14 protein-coding genes and 3 pseudogenes are annotated in these 19,207 nt (G+C 50.0%); 13 read left to right on the top strand and 4 right to left on the bottom strand.

Annotated features, from left to right (window positions below; genetic code table 11):
* Positions 1-11 precede the first annotated feature (11 nt).
* The 3 genes and pseudogenes from ssuD to ssuE all read right to left on the bottom strand — a co-directional run bounded on the left by ssuD (position 12) and on the right by ssuE (position 2,683).
* A pseudogene (gene ssuD, locus C1P89_RS10725) lies at positions 12-1,159 on the bottom strand (FMNH2-dependent alkanesulfonate monooxygenase).
* Complete coding sequence (gene ssuA / locus C1P89_RS10720) at positions 1,156-2,115, bottom strand: aliphatic sulfonate ABC transporter substrate-binding protein SsuA (RefSeq protein WP_001244312.1); 960 nt, start codon at positions 2,113-2,115, stop codon at positions 1,156-1,158. The pseudogene ssuD and the gene ssuA overlap by 4 nt, the downstream one beginning before the upstream one ends.
* Positions 2,108-2,683, bottom strand: coding sequence for an NADPH-dependent FMN reductase (gene ssuE / locus C1P89_RS10715; RefSeq protein ID WP_001263937.1), 576 nt, complete (start codon positions 2,681-2,683; stop codon positions 2,108-2,110). The genes ssuA and ssuE overlap by 8 nt, the downstream gene beginning before the upstream one ends.
* 377 nt (positions 2,684-3,060) lie before the next feature.
* Here ssuE and C1P89_RS10710 point away from each other — a divergent pair.
* The 10 genes and pseudogenes from C1P89_RS10710 (at position 3,061) to zapC (ending at position 12,443) form a co-directional block, all read left to right on the top strand.
* Positions 3,061-3,758, top strand: a protein-coding gene (locus C1P89_RS10710; RefSeq protein ID WP_094096600.1) for an IS1-like element IS1A family transposase whose coding sequence is annotated in 2 segments (ribosomal slippage) — positions 3,061-3,310 and positions 3,310-3,758 — 699 coding nt in all. Because the reading frame shifts where the segments join, the coding sequence is not laid out codon by codon here.
* 57 nt (positions 3,759-3,815) lie between these two features.
* Positions 3,816-4,358 carry a fimbrial protein gene (locus tag C1P89_RS10705; protein ID WP_000750284.1) on the top strand — a complete coding sequence of 181 codons (543 nt, stop codon included), beginning with the start codon at positions 3,816-3,818 and terminating at the stop codon, positions 4,356-4,358.
* An 82-nt stretch (positions 4,359-4,440) separates the two neighbouring features.
* A complete protein-coding gene (locus C1P89_RS10700; protein ID WP_000845152.1) occupies positions 4,441-5,142 on the top strand; it encodes a fimbrial biogenesis chaperone in 702 nt (233 codons plus the stop codon).
* A gap of 24 nt (positions 5,143-5,166) precedes the next feature.
* A pseudogene (locus tag C1P89_RS25935) lies at positions 5,167-7,766 on the top strand (fimbrial biogenesis usher protein).
* Positions 7,757-8,827 carry a fimbrial protein gene (locus tag C1P89_RS10680; protein WP_001165654.1) on the top strand — a complete coding sequence of 357 codons (1,071 nt, stop codon included), beginning with the start codon at positions 7,757-7,759 and terminating at the stop codon, positions 8,825-8,827. The pseudogene C1P89_RS25935 and the gene C1P89_RS10680 overlap by 10 nt, the downstream one beginning before the upstream one ends.
* An 11-nt stretch (positions 8,828-8,838) precedes the next feature.
* Positions 8,839-9,381: a fimbrial protein gene (locus tag C1P89_RS10675; RefSeq protein ID WP_000730618.1), complete on the top strand. Its 543-nt coding sequence runs from the start codon at positions 8,839-8,841 to the stop codon at positions 9,379-9,381.
* Positions 9,382-9,388: 7 nt separating this feature from the next.
* Entirely contained in the window at positions 9,389-9,904 is a 516-nt protein-coding gene (locus C1P89_RS10670; RefSeq protein ID WP_000919489.1) for a fimbrial protein, read from the top strand.
* Positions 9,870-10,606 (top strand): annotated as a pseudogene (locus C1P89_RS10665) (fimbrial chaperone). The gene C1P89_RS10670 and the pseudogene C1P89_RS10665 overlap by 35 nt, the downstream one beginning before the upstream one ends.
* A gap of 110 nt (positions 10,607-10,716) precedes the next feature.
* Positions 10,717-11,727 carry a quinone-dependent dihydroorotate dehydrogenase gene (gene pyrD / locus C1P89_RS10660; protein ID WP_001295352.1) on the top strand — a complete coding sequence of 337 codons (1,011 nt, stop codon included), beginning with the start codon at positions 10,717-10,719 and terminating at the stop codon, positions 11,725-11,727.
* Between the two features lie 173 nt (positions 11,728-11,900).
* Positions 11,901-12,443: a cell division protein ZapC gene (zapC, locus tag C1P89_RS10655; protein WP_001295353.1), complete on the top strand. Its 543-nt coding sequence runs from the start codon at positions 11,901-11,903 to the stop codon at positions 12,441-12,443.
* Here the strand turns inward: zapC and ycbX are convergent.
* Positions 12,440-13,549 carry a 6-N-hydroxylaminopurine resistance protein YcbX gene (gene ycbX / locus C1P89_RS10650; RefSeq protein ID WP_000224270.1) on the bottom strand — a complete coding sequence of 370 codons (1,110 nt, stop codon included), beginning with the start codon at positions 13,547-13,549 and terminating at the stop codon, positions 12,440-12,442. The genes zapC and ycbX overlap by 4 nt on opposite strands.
* A 243-nt stretch (positions 13,550-13,792) precedes the next feature.
* Here ycbX and rlmKL point away from each other — a divergent pair, with 243 nt between their 5' ends.
* The 3 genes from rlmKL (at position 13,793) to pqiA (ending at position 19,203) form a co-directional block, all read left to right on the top strand.
* The gene (rlmKL, locus tag C1P89_RS10645) at positions 13,793-15,901 is read left to right on the top strand and encodes a bifunctional 23S rRNA (guanine(2069)-N(7))-methyltransferase RlmK/23S rRNA (guanine(2445)-N(2))-methyltransferase RlmL (protein ID WP_001086492.1); all 2,109 of its coding nucleotides are present in this window, start codon (positions 13,793-13,795) and stop codon (positions 15,899-15,901) included.
* A gap of 11 nt (positions 15,902-15,912) precedes the next feature.
* Complete coding sequence (locus C1P89_RS10640) at positions 15,913-17,820, top strand: ABC transporter ATP-binding protein (RefSeq protein ID WP_000053089.1); 1,908 nt, start codon at positions 15,913-15,915, stop codon at positions 17,818-17,820.
* A gap of 129 nt (positions 17,821-17,949) precedes the next feature.
* On the top strand, positions 17,950-19,203 hold the full coding sequence (pqiA, locus tag C1P89_RS10635) for a membrane integrity-associated transporter subunit PqiA (protein WP_000333176.1): 1,254 nt from the start codon (positions 17,950-17,952) through the stop codon (positions 19,201-19,203).
* The last annotated feature ends 4 nt before the right edge of the window (positions 19,204-19,207 follow it).

Raw genomic sequence — 19,207 nt, 5'->3', positions numbered from 1 at the left:
CATCGTGTTCCTTAGCTTTGCGCGACTTTACGGGGGATAAAATCATTCGCCACCGCTTCGCCTTGCGGATTCAGCGGCTGCGGCTGGGGAATTTCCGGAATGGCGACATCCAGATGTGGGAACAGCAACTCGCCAACCCGATACGCTTCTTCCAGATGCGGGTAGCCCGAAAGCACAAAGCTGTCGATGCCAAGCGCGGCGTATTCGTTGATTCGCGCGGCGACCGTAGGACCATCGCCCACCAGCGCCGTTCCGGCACCGCCGCGCACTAAGCCAACGCCCGCCCATAAATTGGGGCTGATCTCCAGATTGTCGCGCTTGCCGTTATGTAGCGCCGCCATTCGCTGTTGTCCTACGGAATCCGTCCGGGCGAATGCGGCCTGTGCTTTGGCGATAGTTTCATCATCAAGATGCGAGATTAACCGCTCGGCGGCCTGCCACGCTTCGTCGTTAGTTTCACGAACAATCACATGCAGACGAATACCGAAACGAATTTTGCGTCCATGCGCGGCAGCTTTCGCCCGCACTTGTTCGATCTTCTCTTTTACCAGCTCTGGCGGTTCGCCCCAGGTGAGGTAGAGATCAACTTGTTCTGCCGCCAGCTCCTGGGCGACATCTGACGATCCGCCAAAGTAAAGCGGAGGATACGGCTGTTGAATCGGCGGGAAGAGCAGTTTTGCTCCCCGCACATGAATATGTTTACCGTTGAAATCGACGCTTTCCCCCAGCAATAAGCGCCCCGCCAGACCTGGGTAAATTCCGCCGAGGCTTCGTAGCGCTCGCTATGATCAAGGAACACGCCGTCGCCTGCCAACTCTTGTGGATCGCTGCCTGTGACCAGATTAAACAACGCACGACCATTTGAGAGACGGTCAAGCGTGGCGGCCTGGCGAGCGGCAACGGTAGGTGAGGTTACGCTGGGACGCAGGGCGACAAGAAACTTCAGCCGCTGCGTCACCGGGATCATCGACGCCGCCACCAGCCACGCATCTTCACACGATCGCCCCGTTGGGATCAGCACACCGGTATAGCCCAGACGATCCGCCGCTTGCGCAATTTGTTGCAGATAGCCGTGATCAACCGGGCGTGAACCTTCTTCCGTTCCAAGATAATGCCCGTCACCATGGGTCGGTAAAAACCAGAACATATTCAGACTCATAATTGTTTTCCTTCCAGGTGAGTGGGCTGCCAGATGCGCTGGCGAATATCAACTTTTTTCGACACCAGACGGTTTTCATAAAACAGATCTGCCGTTTGCTGCTGTAAGGCGGCAACTTCAGCGCTCACCGGTTTGATGGTGGTGGGAGGACGATGATCCAGATACGAGGCAATCACCGGTGCCGGTAAGCCCATCGTTTTTGCCAGTAAAGCGATGCTTTGCTCGCGCTGGCTGCGGGTTAACGCATCGGCCTCACTAAAGGTTGCCAGTACGCCCTGAATAAAAGCGCCGTTTTTTTCTGCATAGGGGCGAGCTGCCAGATAAAACGATCCAGTTTGATTGAGATCGGTGCCGTCTTTCAGCACCCGCACGCCGCCCTGTAATAACGCAGCGGAGTAGTAGGGATCCCAGATAGCCCAGGCGTCAACGTTACCTTGCTGGAACGCGGCGCGGGCATCAGCTGGCGTCAGATAAGTGGGCTGGATGTCAGTAAACTTAAGTCCGGCCTGACGCAGTGCACGCAGTAAAAGGTTGTGTGAACTGGAACCTTTCTGAAAGGCAACTTTGTGACCTTTAAGATCGGCTACGGTTTTGATCGGGCTGTTTTCTGCCACCAGAATCACTTCGGCTTTGGGCTTCGGTGGCTCGACGCCCACATATATCAAATCAGCCCCGGCAGCCTGGGCAAAGATTGGCGGAATATCCCCGGTACTGCCGAGATCAATACTGCCAACGTTTAACGCTTCCAACATTTGCGGACCCGCGGGGAACTCCACCCAGGAGATTTTTGATTGCGGATAGCGTTTTTCCAGTAACTGGTGGCTTTTTGCCAATACCATACCAATACTGCCTTTCTGATAGCCTATACGTAACGCTTCAGGCGAGGATTCTGCAGCAACCGCAAAAGTAGAGACGCTAAGCAATCCCGCCAGCGCCAGTTTAATGATGTTACGCATGGACATTACCTCGCAGAGACAGAAGGTCAGGAACCTGAACATCGCGGCGGTGCAATGCCTGCCAGAAAGTTTCTAGCGCGGTATCAAGACGGGTTTGCAGATTTGGCGTGAACTGGGGTTTGTGATGGTAATCAATAACTTGTGAGTCATCGGCAAACACGCCGTGCAGGAGCTCCTGGGCTTTCATCGCACTTAAAACTGGCTTAAGGGCATAATCGACCGCCAGCAGATGAGCCACCGTACCGCCCGTCGCCAGCGGTAGCACCACTTTGCCTTGCAAAGCGCGCTCTGGCAGCAGGTCGAGCAGGGTTTTCAGCGCGCCGGAATAGGCGGCTTTATACACAGGTGTAGCGACTATCAGTCCATCAGCCTGTTGCAGCTGTTCGGTGAAGGTCTTGAGTGCCGGACTATCGAAACGAGCGTAAAGCAGATCTTCCGGGGCGAAGTTTTGCAGATTCCAGTGATAAACCTCTACATCCAGGCCATTTAGTTTTTCCCGCGCATATTCCAGCAAGGAGCTGGAGCGAGAAGGAAAGCGAGGACTACCCGCCAGGGTGATGACACGCATACTCTCTCCTTATAACCAATTGTTCTTTTTTTGTTAACATTGATAACAATTCGGTCAGTCTGTCGGAGAGACAAGAAAATGCCAAATATAAATTTTGTGTATCTTTTTCTGAAAATAAACTAAAGAAAGGGCTTTATATATCACGCATATTTATTTGTTGGATAGTCATTAGATGTTGAATCAATGAATTACTCGTTCAGTTAATATTTAAATATTCATGAAATCTATAAATTAAAGATTTGTCACTTATTGGATTTAGTATGCTTGATTTAAATGGCGGTCAATTATTGTTATTATTAAGTCTAATGTCATTTAAAGGCATGGTGATGCTGCCAACTTACTGATTTAGTGTATGATGGTGTTTTTGAGGTGCTCCAGTGGCTTCTGTTTCTATCAGCTGTCCCTCCTGTTCAGCTACTGACGGGGTGGTGCGTAACGGCAAAAGCACTGCCGGACATCAGCGCTATCTCTGCTCTCACTGCCGTAAAACATGGCAACTGCAGTTCACTTACACCGCTTCTCAACCCGGTACGCACCAGAAAATCATTGATATGGCCATGAATGGCGTTGGATGCCGGGCAACTGCACGCATTATGGGCGTTGGCCTCAACACGATTTTACGTCACTTAAAAAACTCAGGCCGCAGTCGGTAACCTCGCGCATACAGCCGGGCAGTGACGTCATCGTCTGCGCGGAAATGGACGAACAGTGGGGCTATGTCGGGGCTAAATCGCGCCAGCGCTGGCTGTTTTACGCGTATGACAGTCTCCGGAAGACGGTTGTTGCGCACGTATTCGGTGAACGCACTATGGCGACGCTGGGGCGTCTTATGAGCCTGCTGTCACCCTTTGACGTGGTGATATGGATGACGGATGGCTGGCCGCTGTATGAATCCCGCCTGAAGGGAAAGCTGCACGTAATCAGCAAGCGATATACGCAGCGAATTGAGCGGCATAACCTGAATCTGAGGCAGCACCTGGCACGGCTGGGACGGAAGTCGCTGTCGTTCTCAAAATCGGTGGAGCTGCATGACAAAGTCATCGGGCATTATCTGAACATAAAACACTATCAATAAGTTGGAGTCATTACCTAAAGGCATTATCATATTTACGAAGAGATCAGGATGATGACGATGAAAAAAAGTGTATTGACGGCGTTTATAACTGTGGTATGTGCAACGTCCAGCGTTATGGCAGCTGATGATAATGCTATCACGGATGGCAAAGTAACATTTAATGGTAAAGTTATTGCTCCAGCTTGTACCCTGGTAGCTGCGACGAAAGATTCAGTAGTCACATTGCCAAATGTCAGCGCCACCAAGTTGCAAACTAATGGAGCAGTCTCTGGCGTTAAAACTGATGTACCAATTGCCTTAGAAGGCTGTGATGTTACTGTAACTAAAAATGCGACGTTTACCTTTAGTGGTACGGCTGACGGCGTGCAACCTACAGCATTTGCCAACCAGGCTACCACCGATGCAGCGACGAATGTTGCTCTACAAATGTATCTGCCAGATGGTTCTACATCGGTAACTCCCGGTACCGAAACGTCGAATATTCAGTTAGCGGATTCTGCTGAGCAAACAGTGACCTTTAAAGTTGATTATATCGCTACGGGGAAAGCGACTTCTGGTAATGTGAATGCGGTAACAAATTTCCATATTAACTATTATTAATAGAACTCATTAATTGTTTTATTAATTAGTACCCCTCTAGTGTTCTGGAGGGGATATTCATATTTTTTAAGAGTGACTATTTATGAAAACTTGCATAACAAAGGGAATTGTGACCGTAAGTTTAACGGCAATATTACTCAGCTGCTCATCCGCATGGGCGGCAGGTAAAGGCGGGATTGGACTTGCAGCAACACGTCTTGTTTATTCAGAAGGTGAAGAGCAAATTTCACTGGGTGTACGTAACACCAGTCCGGATGTTCCTTATCTTATTCAGTCATGGGTGATGACCCCAGATAATAAAAAATCAGCAGATTTTATTATTACACCACCGCTATTTGTGCTGAATCCGGCTAATGAGAATCTGTTACGCATTATGTACATTGGTGCGCCGTTGGCGAAAGACAGAGAAACCCTTTTCTTCACTAGCGTACGGGCAGTCCCTTCAACAACGAAGCGGGAAGAGGGAAATACCCTGAAGATTGCCACACAAAGCGTCATCAAACTTTTCTGGCGACCAAAAGGTTTAGCGTATCCCTTAGGCGAGGCTCCGGCGAAACTGCGTTGCACTTCGTCAGCTGACATGGTTACGGTCAGTAACCCAACACCTTATTTCATTACCCTGACAGACCTGAAAATAGGGGGAAAGGTAGTTAAAAATCAAATGATTTCCCCCTTTGATAAATACCAATTCTCTCTGCCAAAGGGGGCCAAAAATAGCAGCGTAACGTATCGAACCATCAATGATTACGGGGCGGAAACGCCACAACTCAACTGTAAATCGTAAGCCGTCTTCAGTTAAGAGAGCGAGATGTATAGAACTCATCGACAACACAGCCTGTTAAGCTCTGGTGGAGTGCCATCGTTTATTGGTGGGCTGGTGGTGTTTGTGTCGGCAGCGTTCAATGCACAAGCTGAAACCTGGTTCGATCCTGCTTTTTTCAAAGATGATCCCTCAATGGTGGCCGATTTGTCTCGTTTCGAAAAAGGACAAAAAATAACGCCAGGGGTTTATCGTGTCGATATTGTTCTGAATCAGACAATTGTAGATACGCGCAACGTCAATTTTGTTGAGATAACGCCAGAGAAGGGGATTGCCGCCTGTTTGACGACTGAAAGCCTGGATGCAATGGGTGTTAATACTGATGCGTTTCCGGCTTTTAAACAACTGGACAAACAAGCGTGTGTGCCATTGGCGGAGATTATTCCGGATGCCAGCGTAACGTTTAATGTGAATAAACTCCGTCTGGAAATTTCAGTACCGCAAATCGCCATCAAAAGTAATGCCCGTGGTTATGTCCCCCCTGAACGTTGGGATGAAGGGATCAACGCGCTATTACTGGGATATTCGTTTAGCGGGGCTAACAGTATTCATAGCAGCGCAGACAGTGATTCTGGCGACAGCTATTTTCTGAATTTAAACAGTGGCGTTAATTTAGGCCCATGGAGATTGCGCAACAATTCAACATGGAGTCGCAGTAGTGGCCAAACCGCAGAATGGAAGAATCTCAGCAGCTATTTGCAGCGGGCGGTTATTCCACTAAAAGGCGAACTGACCGTAGGTGATGATTATACTGCAGGCGATTTTTTCGATAGTGTCAGCTTTCGTGGTGTGCAGCTGGCGTCAGATGACAACATGCTGCCAGACAGCCTGAAAGGGTTTGCGCCTGTGGTGCGTGGTATCGCCAAAAGCAATGCCCAGATAACGATTAAGCAAAATGGTTACACCATTTACCAAACTTATGTATCGCCTGGTGCTTTTGAAATTAGTGATCTCTATTCCACGTCGTCGAGCGGTGATTTGTTAGTTGAAATCAAAGAAGCGGACGGCAGCGTCAATAGCTACAGCGTACCGTTTTCCAGCGTGCCATTACTCCAGCGTCAGGGGCGAATCAAATACGCGGTGACACTGGCGAAATACAGAACCAATAGTAATGAACAGCAGGAGAGCAAATTTGCCTAGGCCACGTTGCAGTGGGGCGGACCGTGGGGAACGACATGGTATGGTGGTGGACAATATGCTGAATATTACCGTGCCGCCATGTTTGGTCTGGGATTTAACCTTGGCGATTTCGGAGCAATTTCGTTCGATGCGACCCAGGCGAAGAGTACGCTGGCAGACCAAAGCGAACATAAAGGTCAGTCATATCGTTTTCTGTATGCCAAAACGCTCAACCAATTGGGCACTAATTTTCAATTGATGGGCTATCGCTATTCGACGTCGGGTTTCTACACCCTTTCCGACACCATGTATAAACATATGGATGGCTACGAATTTAATGACGGTGATGATGAAGATACGCCGATGTGGTCGCGTTATTACAATTTGTTTTACACCAAACGTGGCAAACTGCAGGTCAATATCTCCCAGCAATTAGGCGAGTACGGTTCGTTTTATTTAAGTGGTAGCCAGCAAACTTACTGGCATACCGATCAACAGGATCGGCTATTACAGTTTGGCTACAACACGCAAATTAAAGATCTCTCGCTGGGGGGTTCCTGGAACTACAGTAAGTCCCGTGGTCAACCTGATGCTGATCAGGTGTTTGCACTAAATTTTTCCCTGCCGCTCAATCTGTTGCTCCCCAGAAGTAATGATAGCTATACCAGGAAAAAAATTACGCCTGGATGACCTCTAACACCAGCATCGATAACGAAGGGCACATTACACAAAACCTGGGTTTAACGGAGACACTACTCGATGACGGTAACCTGAGCTACAGCGTGCAACAGGGATATAACAGCGAGGGGAAAACGGCTAATGGTAGCGCCAGCATGGACTACAAAGGGGCGTTTGCAGATGCCCGAGTGGGCTACAACTACAGCGATAACGGCAGTCAACAACAACTGAACTACGCTCTTTCAGGCAGTTTAGTTGCCCATTCACAGGGCATTACCCTGGGGCAATCGCTGGGGGAAACTAACGTGCTGATTGCAGCACCAGGCGCAGAGAATACTCGTGTGGCGAACAGCACCGGGCTGAAAACTGACTGGCGCGGATATACCGTTGTCCCCTATGCCACTTCTTATCGGGAAAATCGAATCGCACTTGATGCGGCATCGTTAAAACGTAACGTGGATCTTGAAAATGCAGTAGTCAACGTGGTTCCCACCAAAGGGGCGTTGGTTCTGGCGGAGTTCAATGCCCATGCGGGAGCAAGGGTATTAATGAAAACATCAAAGCAGGGTATACCGCTGCGTTTTGGCGCGATAGCGACGCTGGACGGCGTACAGACTAATAGCGGCATTATTGATGATGATGGCTCGCTCTATATGTCCGGTTTGCCCGCTCAGGGAGCGATAACTGTACGCTGGGGCGAAGCTCCCGATCAAATTTGTCATATCAGTTACCAGCTTACCGAACAACAAATTAACTCTGCGATTACGCGAATGGATGCCATATGCAGATAATCTTTGGAGAAAAATGCGTGTTATTACTACGACTATTTTTTGCCGCCGTCTTAATGCTATGGTGCGCTCAAACTGCTGCTTATAGCGGGCAGTGTCATACCACTCAGGGGAATCCGTATATTGGCGTCAATTTTGGCGTTAAAACCCTGGAGGAAGAAGAAAATACGGCTGGAGTAGTTAAAGACAAATTTTATCAGTGGAACGAATCGAATGATTATTATGTTTCCTGTGATTGCGATAAAGACAATGTCAGAAGTGGCCGATGGGCATTCGCCGCGGATTCACCGTTAGTCTATTTAGGCGACAACTGGTACAAAATTAATGACTATCTTGCCGCCAAAGTTTTATTGCAGGTTAAAGGCAGTTCTCCTACTGCGGTTCCTTTCGAAAACGTGGGCACAGGGGCAGATACACGATGGCATATTTGCGATCCCGGCGGTCAACGTTTAGGTGGCCAGGGGGCTAGCGGTAATAGCGGTAGCTTTTCCCTGAAAATATTGCAGCCGTTCGTTGGTTCGGTCGTCATTCCTCCTATGGCGCTGGCGCGATTATTTGAATGCTACAACATACCCGCAGGTGATTCCTGCACGACTACAGGTACACCGGTTTTAGTGTATTACCTGTCTGGTACGATCAATTCACTTGGCTCATGTTCCGTCAATGCCGGAGAAACAATCGAGGTCGATCTGGGCGACGCATTTGCGGCTAACTTTCGTGTTGTAGGGCATAAGCCTCTTGGGGCCAGAACGGCAGAACTTGCAATTCCAGTCAGGTGTAACACGGGAAACGCGGGGTTAGTTAACGTCAACCTGAGTCTGACGGCAACCACAGACCCCAGCTATCCCCAGGCGATTAAGACGTCACGTCCTGGCGTGGGCGTGGTGGTGACCGATAGCCAGAACAACATTATTTCCCCTGCTGGTGGAACATTACCGCTCTCTATTCCTGATGATGCAGACAGTATCGCGCGAATGAATGTCTATCCAGTCAGCACGACAGGTGTACCACCAGAAACCGGGCGATTTGAAGCCACGGCAACGGTGAGAATAAATTTTGATTAACGCGTGAACGTATGAAGAAAAAAACGATATTTCAGTGCGTTATCTTGTTCTTTAGCATTCTTAACATCCATGTCGGGATGGCTGGGCCTGAACAAGTTAGTATGCATATTTATGGGAATGTGGTCGATCAGGGCTGTGATGTCGCCACCAAAAGTGCATTACAAAATATTCATATTGGTGATTTTAATATCAGTGATTTTCAGGCCGCGAATACCGTAAGCACTGCTGCTGATTTGAATATCGATATCACCGGTTGTGCCGCTAGTATTACTGGCGCGGACGTCCTTTTTAGCGGCGAGGCTGACACCCTTACGCCGACACTGCTCAAACTAACTGACACAGGCGGAAGCGGTGGTATGGCAACGGGGATTGCCGTGCAAATTCTTGATGCGCAAAGTCAGCAAGAAATCCCGCTCAATCAGGTCCAGCCTCTTACGCCCTTAAAAGCCGGGGATAACACACTCAAATATCAACTTCGTTATAAGTCCACAAAGGCGGGAGCAACGGGCGGTAATGCGACGGCGGTTCTCTATTTTGATCTGGTTTACCAGTGAAGGAGTGATGTTGAAACGGATAATCTGGATTCTGTTCTTACTGGGATTAACGGGGGGCTGTGAGCTATTTGCCCATGATGGCACGGTCAACATTAGCGGATCGTTTCGCCGTAATACATGCGTGCTGGCACAGGATAGCAAGCAAATCAATGTGCAGTTAGGCGATGTCTCGCTGACACGTTTTTTTCATGGGAATTATGGCCCGGAGAAATCTTTCATCATTAATTTGCAGGATTGCGGAACAGATGTCAGCACGGTTGACGTCACCTTTTCAGGAACCCCCGACGGAGTGCAGAGCGAAATGCTGTCCATTGAAAGTGGTACGGATGCAGCCAGCGGGCTGGCAATTGCGATTCTGGATGATGCGAAGATATTGATTCCGCTTAACCAGGCGAGTAAAGACTACAGCCTACATAGCGGTAAGGTGCCATTAACTTTTTATGCGCAATTGCGACCTGTCAATAGCGATGTGCAGTCGGGTAAAGTGAATGCCAGCGCGACATTTGTACTTCATTATGACTAATACGTGGAACAGATTGGCGCTCTTGATTTTCGCCGTTTTATCGCTGCTGGTGGCGGGTGAATTGCGGGCAGGAGTGGTGGTCGGCGGAACGCGATTTATCTTTCCGGCAGACAGAGAATCGATATCTATTTTACTGACTAATACCAGTCAGGAATCCTGGCTTATTAACAGTAAAATCAACCGCCCAACGCGTTGGGCCGGGGGGAAGCGTCGACAGTGCCAGCACCATTACTGGCCGCTCCGCCACTTATTCTCCTGAAGCCCGGTACTACAGGCACGTTGCGCTTGCTGAGAACGGAAAGCGACATCTTGCCTGTGGATCGCGAAACGCTATTTGAGTTAAGCATTGCCAGCGTGCCATCCGGCAAAGTTGAAAATCAGAGCGTAAAAGTGGCGATGCGCTCGGTATTTAAACTGTTCTGGCGACCCGAAGGTTTGCCGGGCGACCCGCTGGAAGCTTATCAACAATTACGCTGGACACGGAATTCGCAGGGTGTACAACTCACTAACCCAACGCCTTACTACATTAACCTGATTCAGGTGAGCGTAAATGGTAAAGCGTTAAGTAATGCGGGAGTTGTGCCGCCTAAAAGCCAGCGTCAGACAAGCTGGTGTCAGGCAATCGCACCGTGTCATGTCGCCTGGCGGGCGATAAATGATTACGGCGGGTTGAGTGCAAAGAAGGAGCAAAATCTGCCCTGAAACAGGTTCGGAAAACGTTTGCGTTTTTTTTGCCGCAGGTCAATTCCCTTTTGGTCCGAACTCGCACATAATACGCCCCCGGTTTGCACACCGGGAATCCAGGAGAGTTCATGTACTACCCCTTCGTTCGTAAAGCCCTTTTCCAGCTCGATCCAGAGCGCGCTCATGAGTTTACTTTTCAGCAATTACGCCGTATTACAGGAACGCCGTTTGAAGCACTGGTGCGGCAGAAAGTGCCTGCGAAACCTGTTAACTGCATGGGCCTGACGTTTAAAAATCCGCTTGGTCTGGCAGCCGGTCTTGATAAAGACGGGGAGTGCATTGACGCGTTAGGCGCGATGGGATTTGGATCGATCGAGATCGGTACCGTCACGCCACGTCCACAGCCAGGTAATGACAAGCCGCGTCTCTTTCGTCTGGTAGATGCCGAAGGTTTGATCAACCGTATGGGCTTTAATAATCTTGGCGTTGATAACCTCGTAGAGAACGTAAAAAAGGCCCATTATGACGGCGTCCTGGGTATTAACATCGGCAAAAATAAAGATACGCCAGTGGAGCAGGGCAAAGATGACTATCTGATTTGTATGGAAAAAATCTATGCCTATGCGGGATATATCGCCATCAATATTTCATCGCCGAATACCCCAGGATTACGCACGCTGCAATATGGTGAAGCGCTGGATGATCTCTTAACCGCGATTAAAAATAAGCAAAATGATTTGCAAGCGATGCACCATAAATATGTGCCGATCGCAGTGAAGATCGCGCCGGATCTTTCTGAAGAAGAATTGATCCAGGTTGCCGATAGTTTAGTTCGCCATAATATTGATGGCGTTATTGCAACCAATACCACACTCGATCGTTCTCTTGTTCAGGGAATGAAAAATTGCGATCAAACCGGTGGCTTAAGTGGTCGTCCGCTTCAGTTAAAAAGCACCGAAATTATTCGCCGCTTGTCACTGGAATTAAACGGTCGCTTACCGATCATCGGTGTTGGCGGCATCGACTCGGTTATCGCTGCGCGTGAAAAGATTGCTGCGGGTGCCTCACTGGTGCAAATTTATTCTGGTTTTATTTTTAAAGGTCCGCCGCTGATTAAAGAAATCGTTACCCATATCTAATTATTTCTTCGAATTCCTCTTTATAAGATAATCAGGGCTTTATTTTCAGCCCTGGTTGTTTTATATTCATCGCTGTTGCTTATTTAGACATTTTGTACTTTTATTGTTGAGGTTATTAAGCGAAGCGACAATGGATTGTGTTGCTGCGGTTTTATAGGGTAGGGGAGAGGCAGATGCGAATTAAACCAGACGATAACTGGCGTTGGTATTACGATGAAGAGCACGATCGAATGATGCTCGATTTAGCCAATGGTATGCTATTTCGCTCACGTTTTGCGCGCAAGATGTTGACTCCAGATGCCTTTTCTCCCGCAGGCTTTTGCGTTGACGACGCCGCGCTCTATTTCTCTTTTGAAGAAAAGTGCCGCGATTTTAATTTATCTAAAGAACAAAAAGCCGAACTGGTGCTGAATGCACTGGTAGCAATTCGCTATCTCAAACCGCAAATGCCGAAAAGCTGGCATTTTGTTTCCCATGGTGAAATGTGGGTGCCCATGCCGGGCGATGCGGCCTGCGTTTGGTTGAGCGATACTCACGAGCAGGTCAATTTGCTGGTCGTTGAATCTGGCGAAAATGCCGCACTATGCCTGCTGGCACAACCCTGCGTTGTTATTGCGGGTCGCGCGATGCAGTTGGGCGACGCCATTAAAATCATGAACGACAGGCTGAAACCGCAGGTTAATGTTGACAGCTTCAGCCTCGAACAGGCAGTCTAACGCGCCAACTTAAGTGCAGTCTTCGGTACACAGCTACAGCAAAGAATGGTGCCATCATCGCCCATTGCTGATTTTTTCAGCGGCGTGACTTCGCCTTCTAAAAGCTGAACACGGCAACTTCCACAAATGCCCGCGCGGCAAGAATAAGGGATACGAATTCCCTGATTTTCTAATTGCTCCAGCAACACCTGTTGGTTATTTCCACGAAATGCCTGTCCCTGCCAGTCAATATCTACATTTGCGTCCGGTTGTTGCGTGATGTTGGCGGTATCATCAGCGGCAGCTGCGCCGTAAATTTTTGCCGGAGCCGTTGCCAGAATTTCCACCTCATCGCCAACGCGAATCACGCCGCTATTACGGGCAATTAAATTCTGACCAAAATCGACATCGCCGTTATCCTGGGCAGTGCGGAAAGATTGCAATGTTTTTAATGGTTCGCCTGCCGGATGTTTTTGCCCTTTTTCTGGGCTGACGGTGGTGAAAATACAGCGGCTACAAGGTTTAACCACATCAAACACCACATCACCAATGCGAATCACTTTCCAGCGATCTTCTTCCCAGGCTGACGCGCCGGAAACCACCAGATTGGGGCGGAATTGCTCCATTTTTACACTGGCCGGACAACGTTGTTGGAGATCACGTAACGAGGCTTCGTTAGCAAGAAGGTAAGGATAGCCATCAGCAAATGACAGAGGTACAGTGTTGTGGCGTTTCACGCGCCGGGTCATTTGTGGCCCCACCCAGCGTAATTGCACTTCGCGGGAGAAAAATCCACTTAGCCATTTGTTGATCGCGTCTGGCGCAATTCGCGCGGTAAAATGTGTGCCCCAAACTTCGGTTGGTGCGTCTTGTGTGGCGAAATCAGCAAAACGAACATATGCGCTACTGCCATCTGGTGCGGTGAGATGCAAGCCATCATGCACAGGTGAAGGAGTAAACCGTACCATCTGGGGAAACTGGCGAGCGGTAATAAACGTACCGTCAGGTTCCGTGATCATAAAGATGCGATCGAAGGCCAGACCACTGACATCAGCCAGAGCATGTGTAAGACCAATGCCGCGCATCGATTTAACAGGATGAATAAAAAGCCGGGTTAATGTCGCCACGGTGCGGTCCTCAAATGAAAATAAGCCCTCAACTTTATGACATGACGCGCTTATTAGCTATAATGCGCAACAATTTTCTTAGCGCCTGTCCCATTAGGCTATTTTATTTGTCAGTTTGGCCCTGGGTTGTGCTCGAAATCCTCACGTACTTGTGTACGCTCCGGTTTCTCCGCGCTGTCCATGTCCAGACTGACTGCAACAATTACGCCTACTGCGGTAGGCTCTTAGAGTAAAAGTGACGATATGAATTCTCTGTTTGCCAGTACGGCCCGTGGGCTGGAAGAGCTGTTAAAAACTGAACTGGAAAACCTGGGGGCCGTTGAATGCCAGGTGGTTCAGGGTGGGGTCCATTTCAAGGGCGACACACGGCTTGTTTACCAGAGCCTGATGTGGAGCCGCCTGGCCTCGCGTATTATGTTGCCGCTGGGCGAGTGTAAGGTTTACAGCGATTTAGACCTCTATCTCGGTGTTCAGGCGATCAACTGGACAGAGATGTTTAATCTTGGCGCGACCTTCGCTGTCCACTTCAGTGGTTTGAATGACACCATCCGCAACAGTCAGTACGGCGCGATGAAAGTGAAAGACGCGATCGTCGATGCTTTCACGCGGAAAAATCTGCCGCGTCCAAATGTTGATCGCGATGCGCCGGATATCCGCGTTAACGTCTGGCTGCATAAAGAAACCGCCAGTATCGCTCTTGATCTGAGTGGTGATGGTTTACATCTGCGTGGCTATCGCGATCGTGCTGGTATTGCGCCGATCAAAGAAACCCTGGCAGCCGCTATTGTGATGCGAACCGGCTGGCAGCCAGGAACACCGCTGCTCGATCCGATGTGTGGTTCCGGTACGTTGCTGATTGAAGCGGCGATGCTAGCGACCGATCGCGCACCAGGCTTGCACCGTGGGCGTTGGGGCTTTAGCGGCTGGGTGCAGCATGATGAAGCTATCTGGCAGGAAGTGAAAGCGGAAGCGCAAACTCGTGCCCGTAAAGGCCTGGCTGAGTATAGCTCTCATTTTTACGGTTCGGACAGCGACGCACGGGTGATTCAACGTGCGCGCACTAACGCCCGTCTTGCGGGGATTGGTGAACTGATCACCTTTGAGGTGAAAGATGTCGCGCAACTGACCAATCCGCTGCCGAAAGGGCCGTACGGCACAGTGTTGAGCAACCCGCCATACGGGGAACGTCTGGACAGCGAACCGGCGCTGATTGCGCTGCATAGCCTGCTGGGTCGGATCATGAAAAACCAGTTTGGTGGCTGGAATCTCTCTTTGTTTAGTGCCTCGCCGGATCTGCTAAGCTGCTTGCAGCTGCGTGCAGACAAACAGTACAAGGCGAAAAACGGCCCGCTGGACTGCGTACAGAAAAATTACCACGTTGCCGAAAGCACTCCAGACAGCAAACCGGCGATGGTAGCGGAAGACTACGCCAACCGCCTGCGTAAGAACCTCAAAAAATTCGAGAAGTGGGCTCGCCAGGAAGGAATTGAATGTTACCGCCTGTATGACGCCGATCTACCGGAATATAACGTTGCCGTTGACCGTTATGCCGACTGGGTGGTGGTGCAGGAGTATGCGCCGCCAAAAACTATTGATGCTCACAAAGCGCGTCAGCGTCTGTTCGATATTATCGCTGCAACCATTTCGGTACTGGGGATTGCGCCAAACAAACTGGTGCTGAAAACCCGTGAACGCCAGAAGGGCAAAAACCAGTACCAGAAACTGGGCGAGAAGGGCGAGTTTCTTGAAGTTACCGAATATAACGCTCACTTGTGGGTGAACCTGACGGATTATCTCGATACTGGTCTGTTCCTCGATCACCGTATCGCCCGCCGTATGCTCGGTCAGATGAGCAAAGGCAAAGATTTCCTCAACCTGTTCTCTTATACCGGTAGCGCCACCGTGCATGCGGGATTAGGCGGCGCGCGCAGCACCACCACCGTGGATATGTCGCGTACTTATCTGGAGTGGGCAGAACGCAACCTGCGTCTGAATGGCCTGACCGGGCGTGCGCATCGCCTGATTCAGGCCGATTGCCTGGCGTGGCTGCGTGAGGCAAATGAACAGTTTGATCTGATCTTTATCGATCCGCCAACCTTCTCTAACTCAAAACGAATGGAAGATGCGTTTGATGTTCAGCGCGATCATATGGCGCTGATGAAAGATTTGAAACGTCTGCTGCGTGCAGGTGGGACGATCATGTTCTCGAACAACAAACGTGGCTTCCGTATGGATCTCGACGGCCTGGCAAAACTGGGACTGAAAGCACAAGAAATTACGCAAAAAACGCTCTCCCAGGATTTCGCCCGTAACCGCCAGATCCACAACTGCTGGCTGATTACCGCAGCCTGAAAGGAATAGTAATGTCATTAATCAGTATGCATGGCGCATGGCTGTCGTTCAGCGACGCGCCGCTTCTCGATAACGCAGAACTGCATATCGAAGATAACGAACGTGTTTGTCTGGTGGGTCGCAACGGCGCGGGCAAATCGACGTTAATGAAAATCCTCAACCGTGAACAAGGGCTGGATGACGGTCGCATTATTTACGAGCAAGATTTGATTGTAGCTCGTCTGCAACAGGATCCGCCGCGTAACGTTGAGGGTAGCGTTTATGATTTCGTTGCCGAAGGCATTGAAGAACAAGCGGAATATCTGAAACGCTATCACGATATTTCGCGCCTGGTGATGAACGACCCGAGCGAGAAAAATCTCAACGAACTGGCGAAGGTTCAGGAACAGTTGGATCACCACAACCTGTGGCAGCTGGAAAACCGCATCAACGAAGTGCTGGCGCAACTGGGGTTAGATCCTAATGTTGCGCTGTCGTCGCTTTCCGGCGGCTGGTTGCGTAAAGCGGCATTAGGACGCGCGCTGGTGAGTAATCCGCGCGTGCTGTTGCTTGATGAACCGACAAACCACCTGGATATTGAAACCATCGACTGGCTGGAAGGGTTCCTTAAAACCTTCAATGGGACGATTATTTTCATCTCCCACGACCGTTCGTTTATCCGCAATATGGCGACGCGCATTGTTGATCTCGATCGCGGCAAGCTGGTGACCTATCCAGGGAATTACGACCAGTACCTGCTTGAAAAAGAAGAAGCCCTGCGCGTGGAAGAACTACAAAATGCCGAGTTCGATCGCAAACTGGCGCAGGAAGAGGTGTGGATCCGCCAGGGGATCAAAGCACGCCGTACCCGTAATGAAGGCCGCGTACGCGCCCTGAAAGCAATGCGTCGCGAGCGTGGTGAACGTCGCGAAGTGATGGGTACCGCAAAGATGCAGGTGGAAGAGGCCAGCCGCTCCGGTAAGATCGTTTTCGAAATGGAAGACGTTTGCTACCAGGTTGACGGTAAGCAACTGGTGAAAGATTTTTCGGCCCAGGTTCTACGTGGCGACAAAATTGCCCTGATTGGTCCGAATGGGTGCGGCAAAACCACGCTGCTGAAACTGATGCTCGGTCAGCTTCAAGCGGACAGCGGGCGTATTCACGTTGGCACCAAACTGGAAGTGGCTTATTTCGATCAGCACCGCGCGGAACTGGATCCCGATAAAACGGTGATGGATAACCTTGCCGAAGGTAAGCAAGAGGTGATGGTTAACGGCAAGCCACGCCACGTATTGGGCTATTTGCAGGACTTTCTGTTCCATCCGAAACGGGCGATGACGCCGGTACGTGCGCTTTCTGGCGGTGAGCGGAACCGCTTGCTGCTGGCGCGTTTGTTCCTCAAACCAAGCAACTTATTGATTCTTGACGAACCGACCAACGATCTTGATGTCGAAACGCTGGAACTGCTGGAAGAACTGATCGACAGCTATCAGGGCACGGTATTGCTGGTTAGCCACGATCGTCAGTTTGTCGATAACACCGTTACAGAATGTTGGATCTTCGAAGGCGGCGGTAAAATTGGTCGTTATGTCGGCGGTTATCATGATGCCCGTGGTCAGCAAGAGCAGTATGTGGCGCTCAAACAGCCTGCGGTGAAAAAAACCGAAGAAGCCGCCGCGGCAAAAGCAGAAACTGTAAAACGCAGCAGTAGCAAACTAAGCTATAAATTGCAGCGCGAACTGGAGCAGCTACCGCAATTGCTCGAAGATCTGGAGGCGAAGCTGGAAGCCCTACAGACGCAGGTGGCGGATGCTTCCTTCTTCAGTCAGCCACATGAGCAGACACAAAAAGTGCTCGCCGATATGGCTGCTGCAGAGCAGGAGCTGGAGCAAGCCTTTGAACGCTGGGAGTATCTTGAAGCGTTAAAAAATGGTGGCTGATCGCAAAATAGTCGATTTAAACAGAGACAGCTGACAACGGTAAAATTGCCTGATGAACTGGGTTTATCAGGCATGAAAACCAACACTTTGTTAGTCATCTGTAAAATAGCGCATCATTAAGGAGTACCAATGTGCGAACATCATCATGCCGCGAAGCACATCCTGTGCTCGCAGTGTGACATGCTGGTGGCGTTACCGCGCCTTGAGCATGGTCAGAAAGCGGCATGTCCCCGGTGTGGCACAACGTTAACCGTGGCGTGGGATGCCCCTCGGCAGCGTCCGACCGCCTATGCGTTGGCTGCACTGTTCATGCTGTTGCTGTCCAACTTGTTTCCTTTTGTGAATATGAACGTTGCAGGAGTTACCAGTGAAATTACATTACTGGAAATTCCCGGCGTGCTTTTTTCTGAGGACTACGCCAGCCTCGGCACCTTTTTCCTGTTGTTTGTGCAACTGGTTCCCGCGTTTTGTCTGATAACCATTCTGTTACTGGTGAATCGCGCGGAATTACCGGTCCGTTTAAAAGAGCAACTGGCACGGGTGCTTTTTCAACTCAAAACCTGGGGAATGGCGGAGATTTTCCTCGCTGGTGTGCTGGTCAGTTTCGTTAAACTGATGGCTTACGGCAGCATTGGGGTAGGCAGCAGCTTTCTCCCCTGGTGTTTATTTTGTGTCCTGCAACTGCGCGCTTTTCAGTGCGTTGATCGTCGCTGGTTATGGGACGACATCGCCCCGATGCCAGAACTGCGCCAGCCGCTAAAACCAGGCGTCACGGGGATACGTCAGGGGCTGCGTTCGTGCTCCTGTTGTACGGCAATCCTTCCTGCTGATGAACCCGTGTGCCCGCGTTGTAGTACCAAAGGGTACGTTCGGCGTAGAAACAGCCTGCAGTGGACACTCGCGCTGCTTGTAACGTCCATCATGCTGTATCTTCCGGCTAATATTTTGCCCATCATGGTGACGGATTTATTAGGCTCGAAGATGCCGTCGACGATTCTCGCTGGGGTCATTCTGTTATGGAGCGAAGGCTCTTATCCCGTCGCTGCGGTGATCTTTCTGGCCAGTATTATGGTGCCAACGTTAAAGATGATCGCCATCGCGTGGCTGTGTTGGGATGCCAAAGGGCATGGCAAGCGCGACAGTGAAAGAATGCATTTGATTTATGAAGTTGTTGAGTTTGTAGGCCGCTGGTCGATGATTGACGTTTTCGTTATCGCGGTGCTCTCGGCGCTGGTGCGTATGGGAGGTTTAATGAGTATTTATCCGGCAATGGGTGCATTAATGTTTGCTTTAGTCGTCATAATGACAATGTTTTCTGCTATGACGTTTGACCCGCGTTTGTCGTGGGATCGTCAACCTGAATCAGAGCATGAGGAGTCCTGACAGT

The organism is Shigella sonnei (assembly GCF_002950395.1).
GTDB lineage: Bacteria > Pseudomonadota > Gammaproteobacteria > Enterobacterales > Enterobacteriaceae > ECMA0423.
Note: the sequence above shows the minus strand (reverse complement) of the source record. Positions and strands in the feature narration are given on the sequence as shown.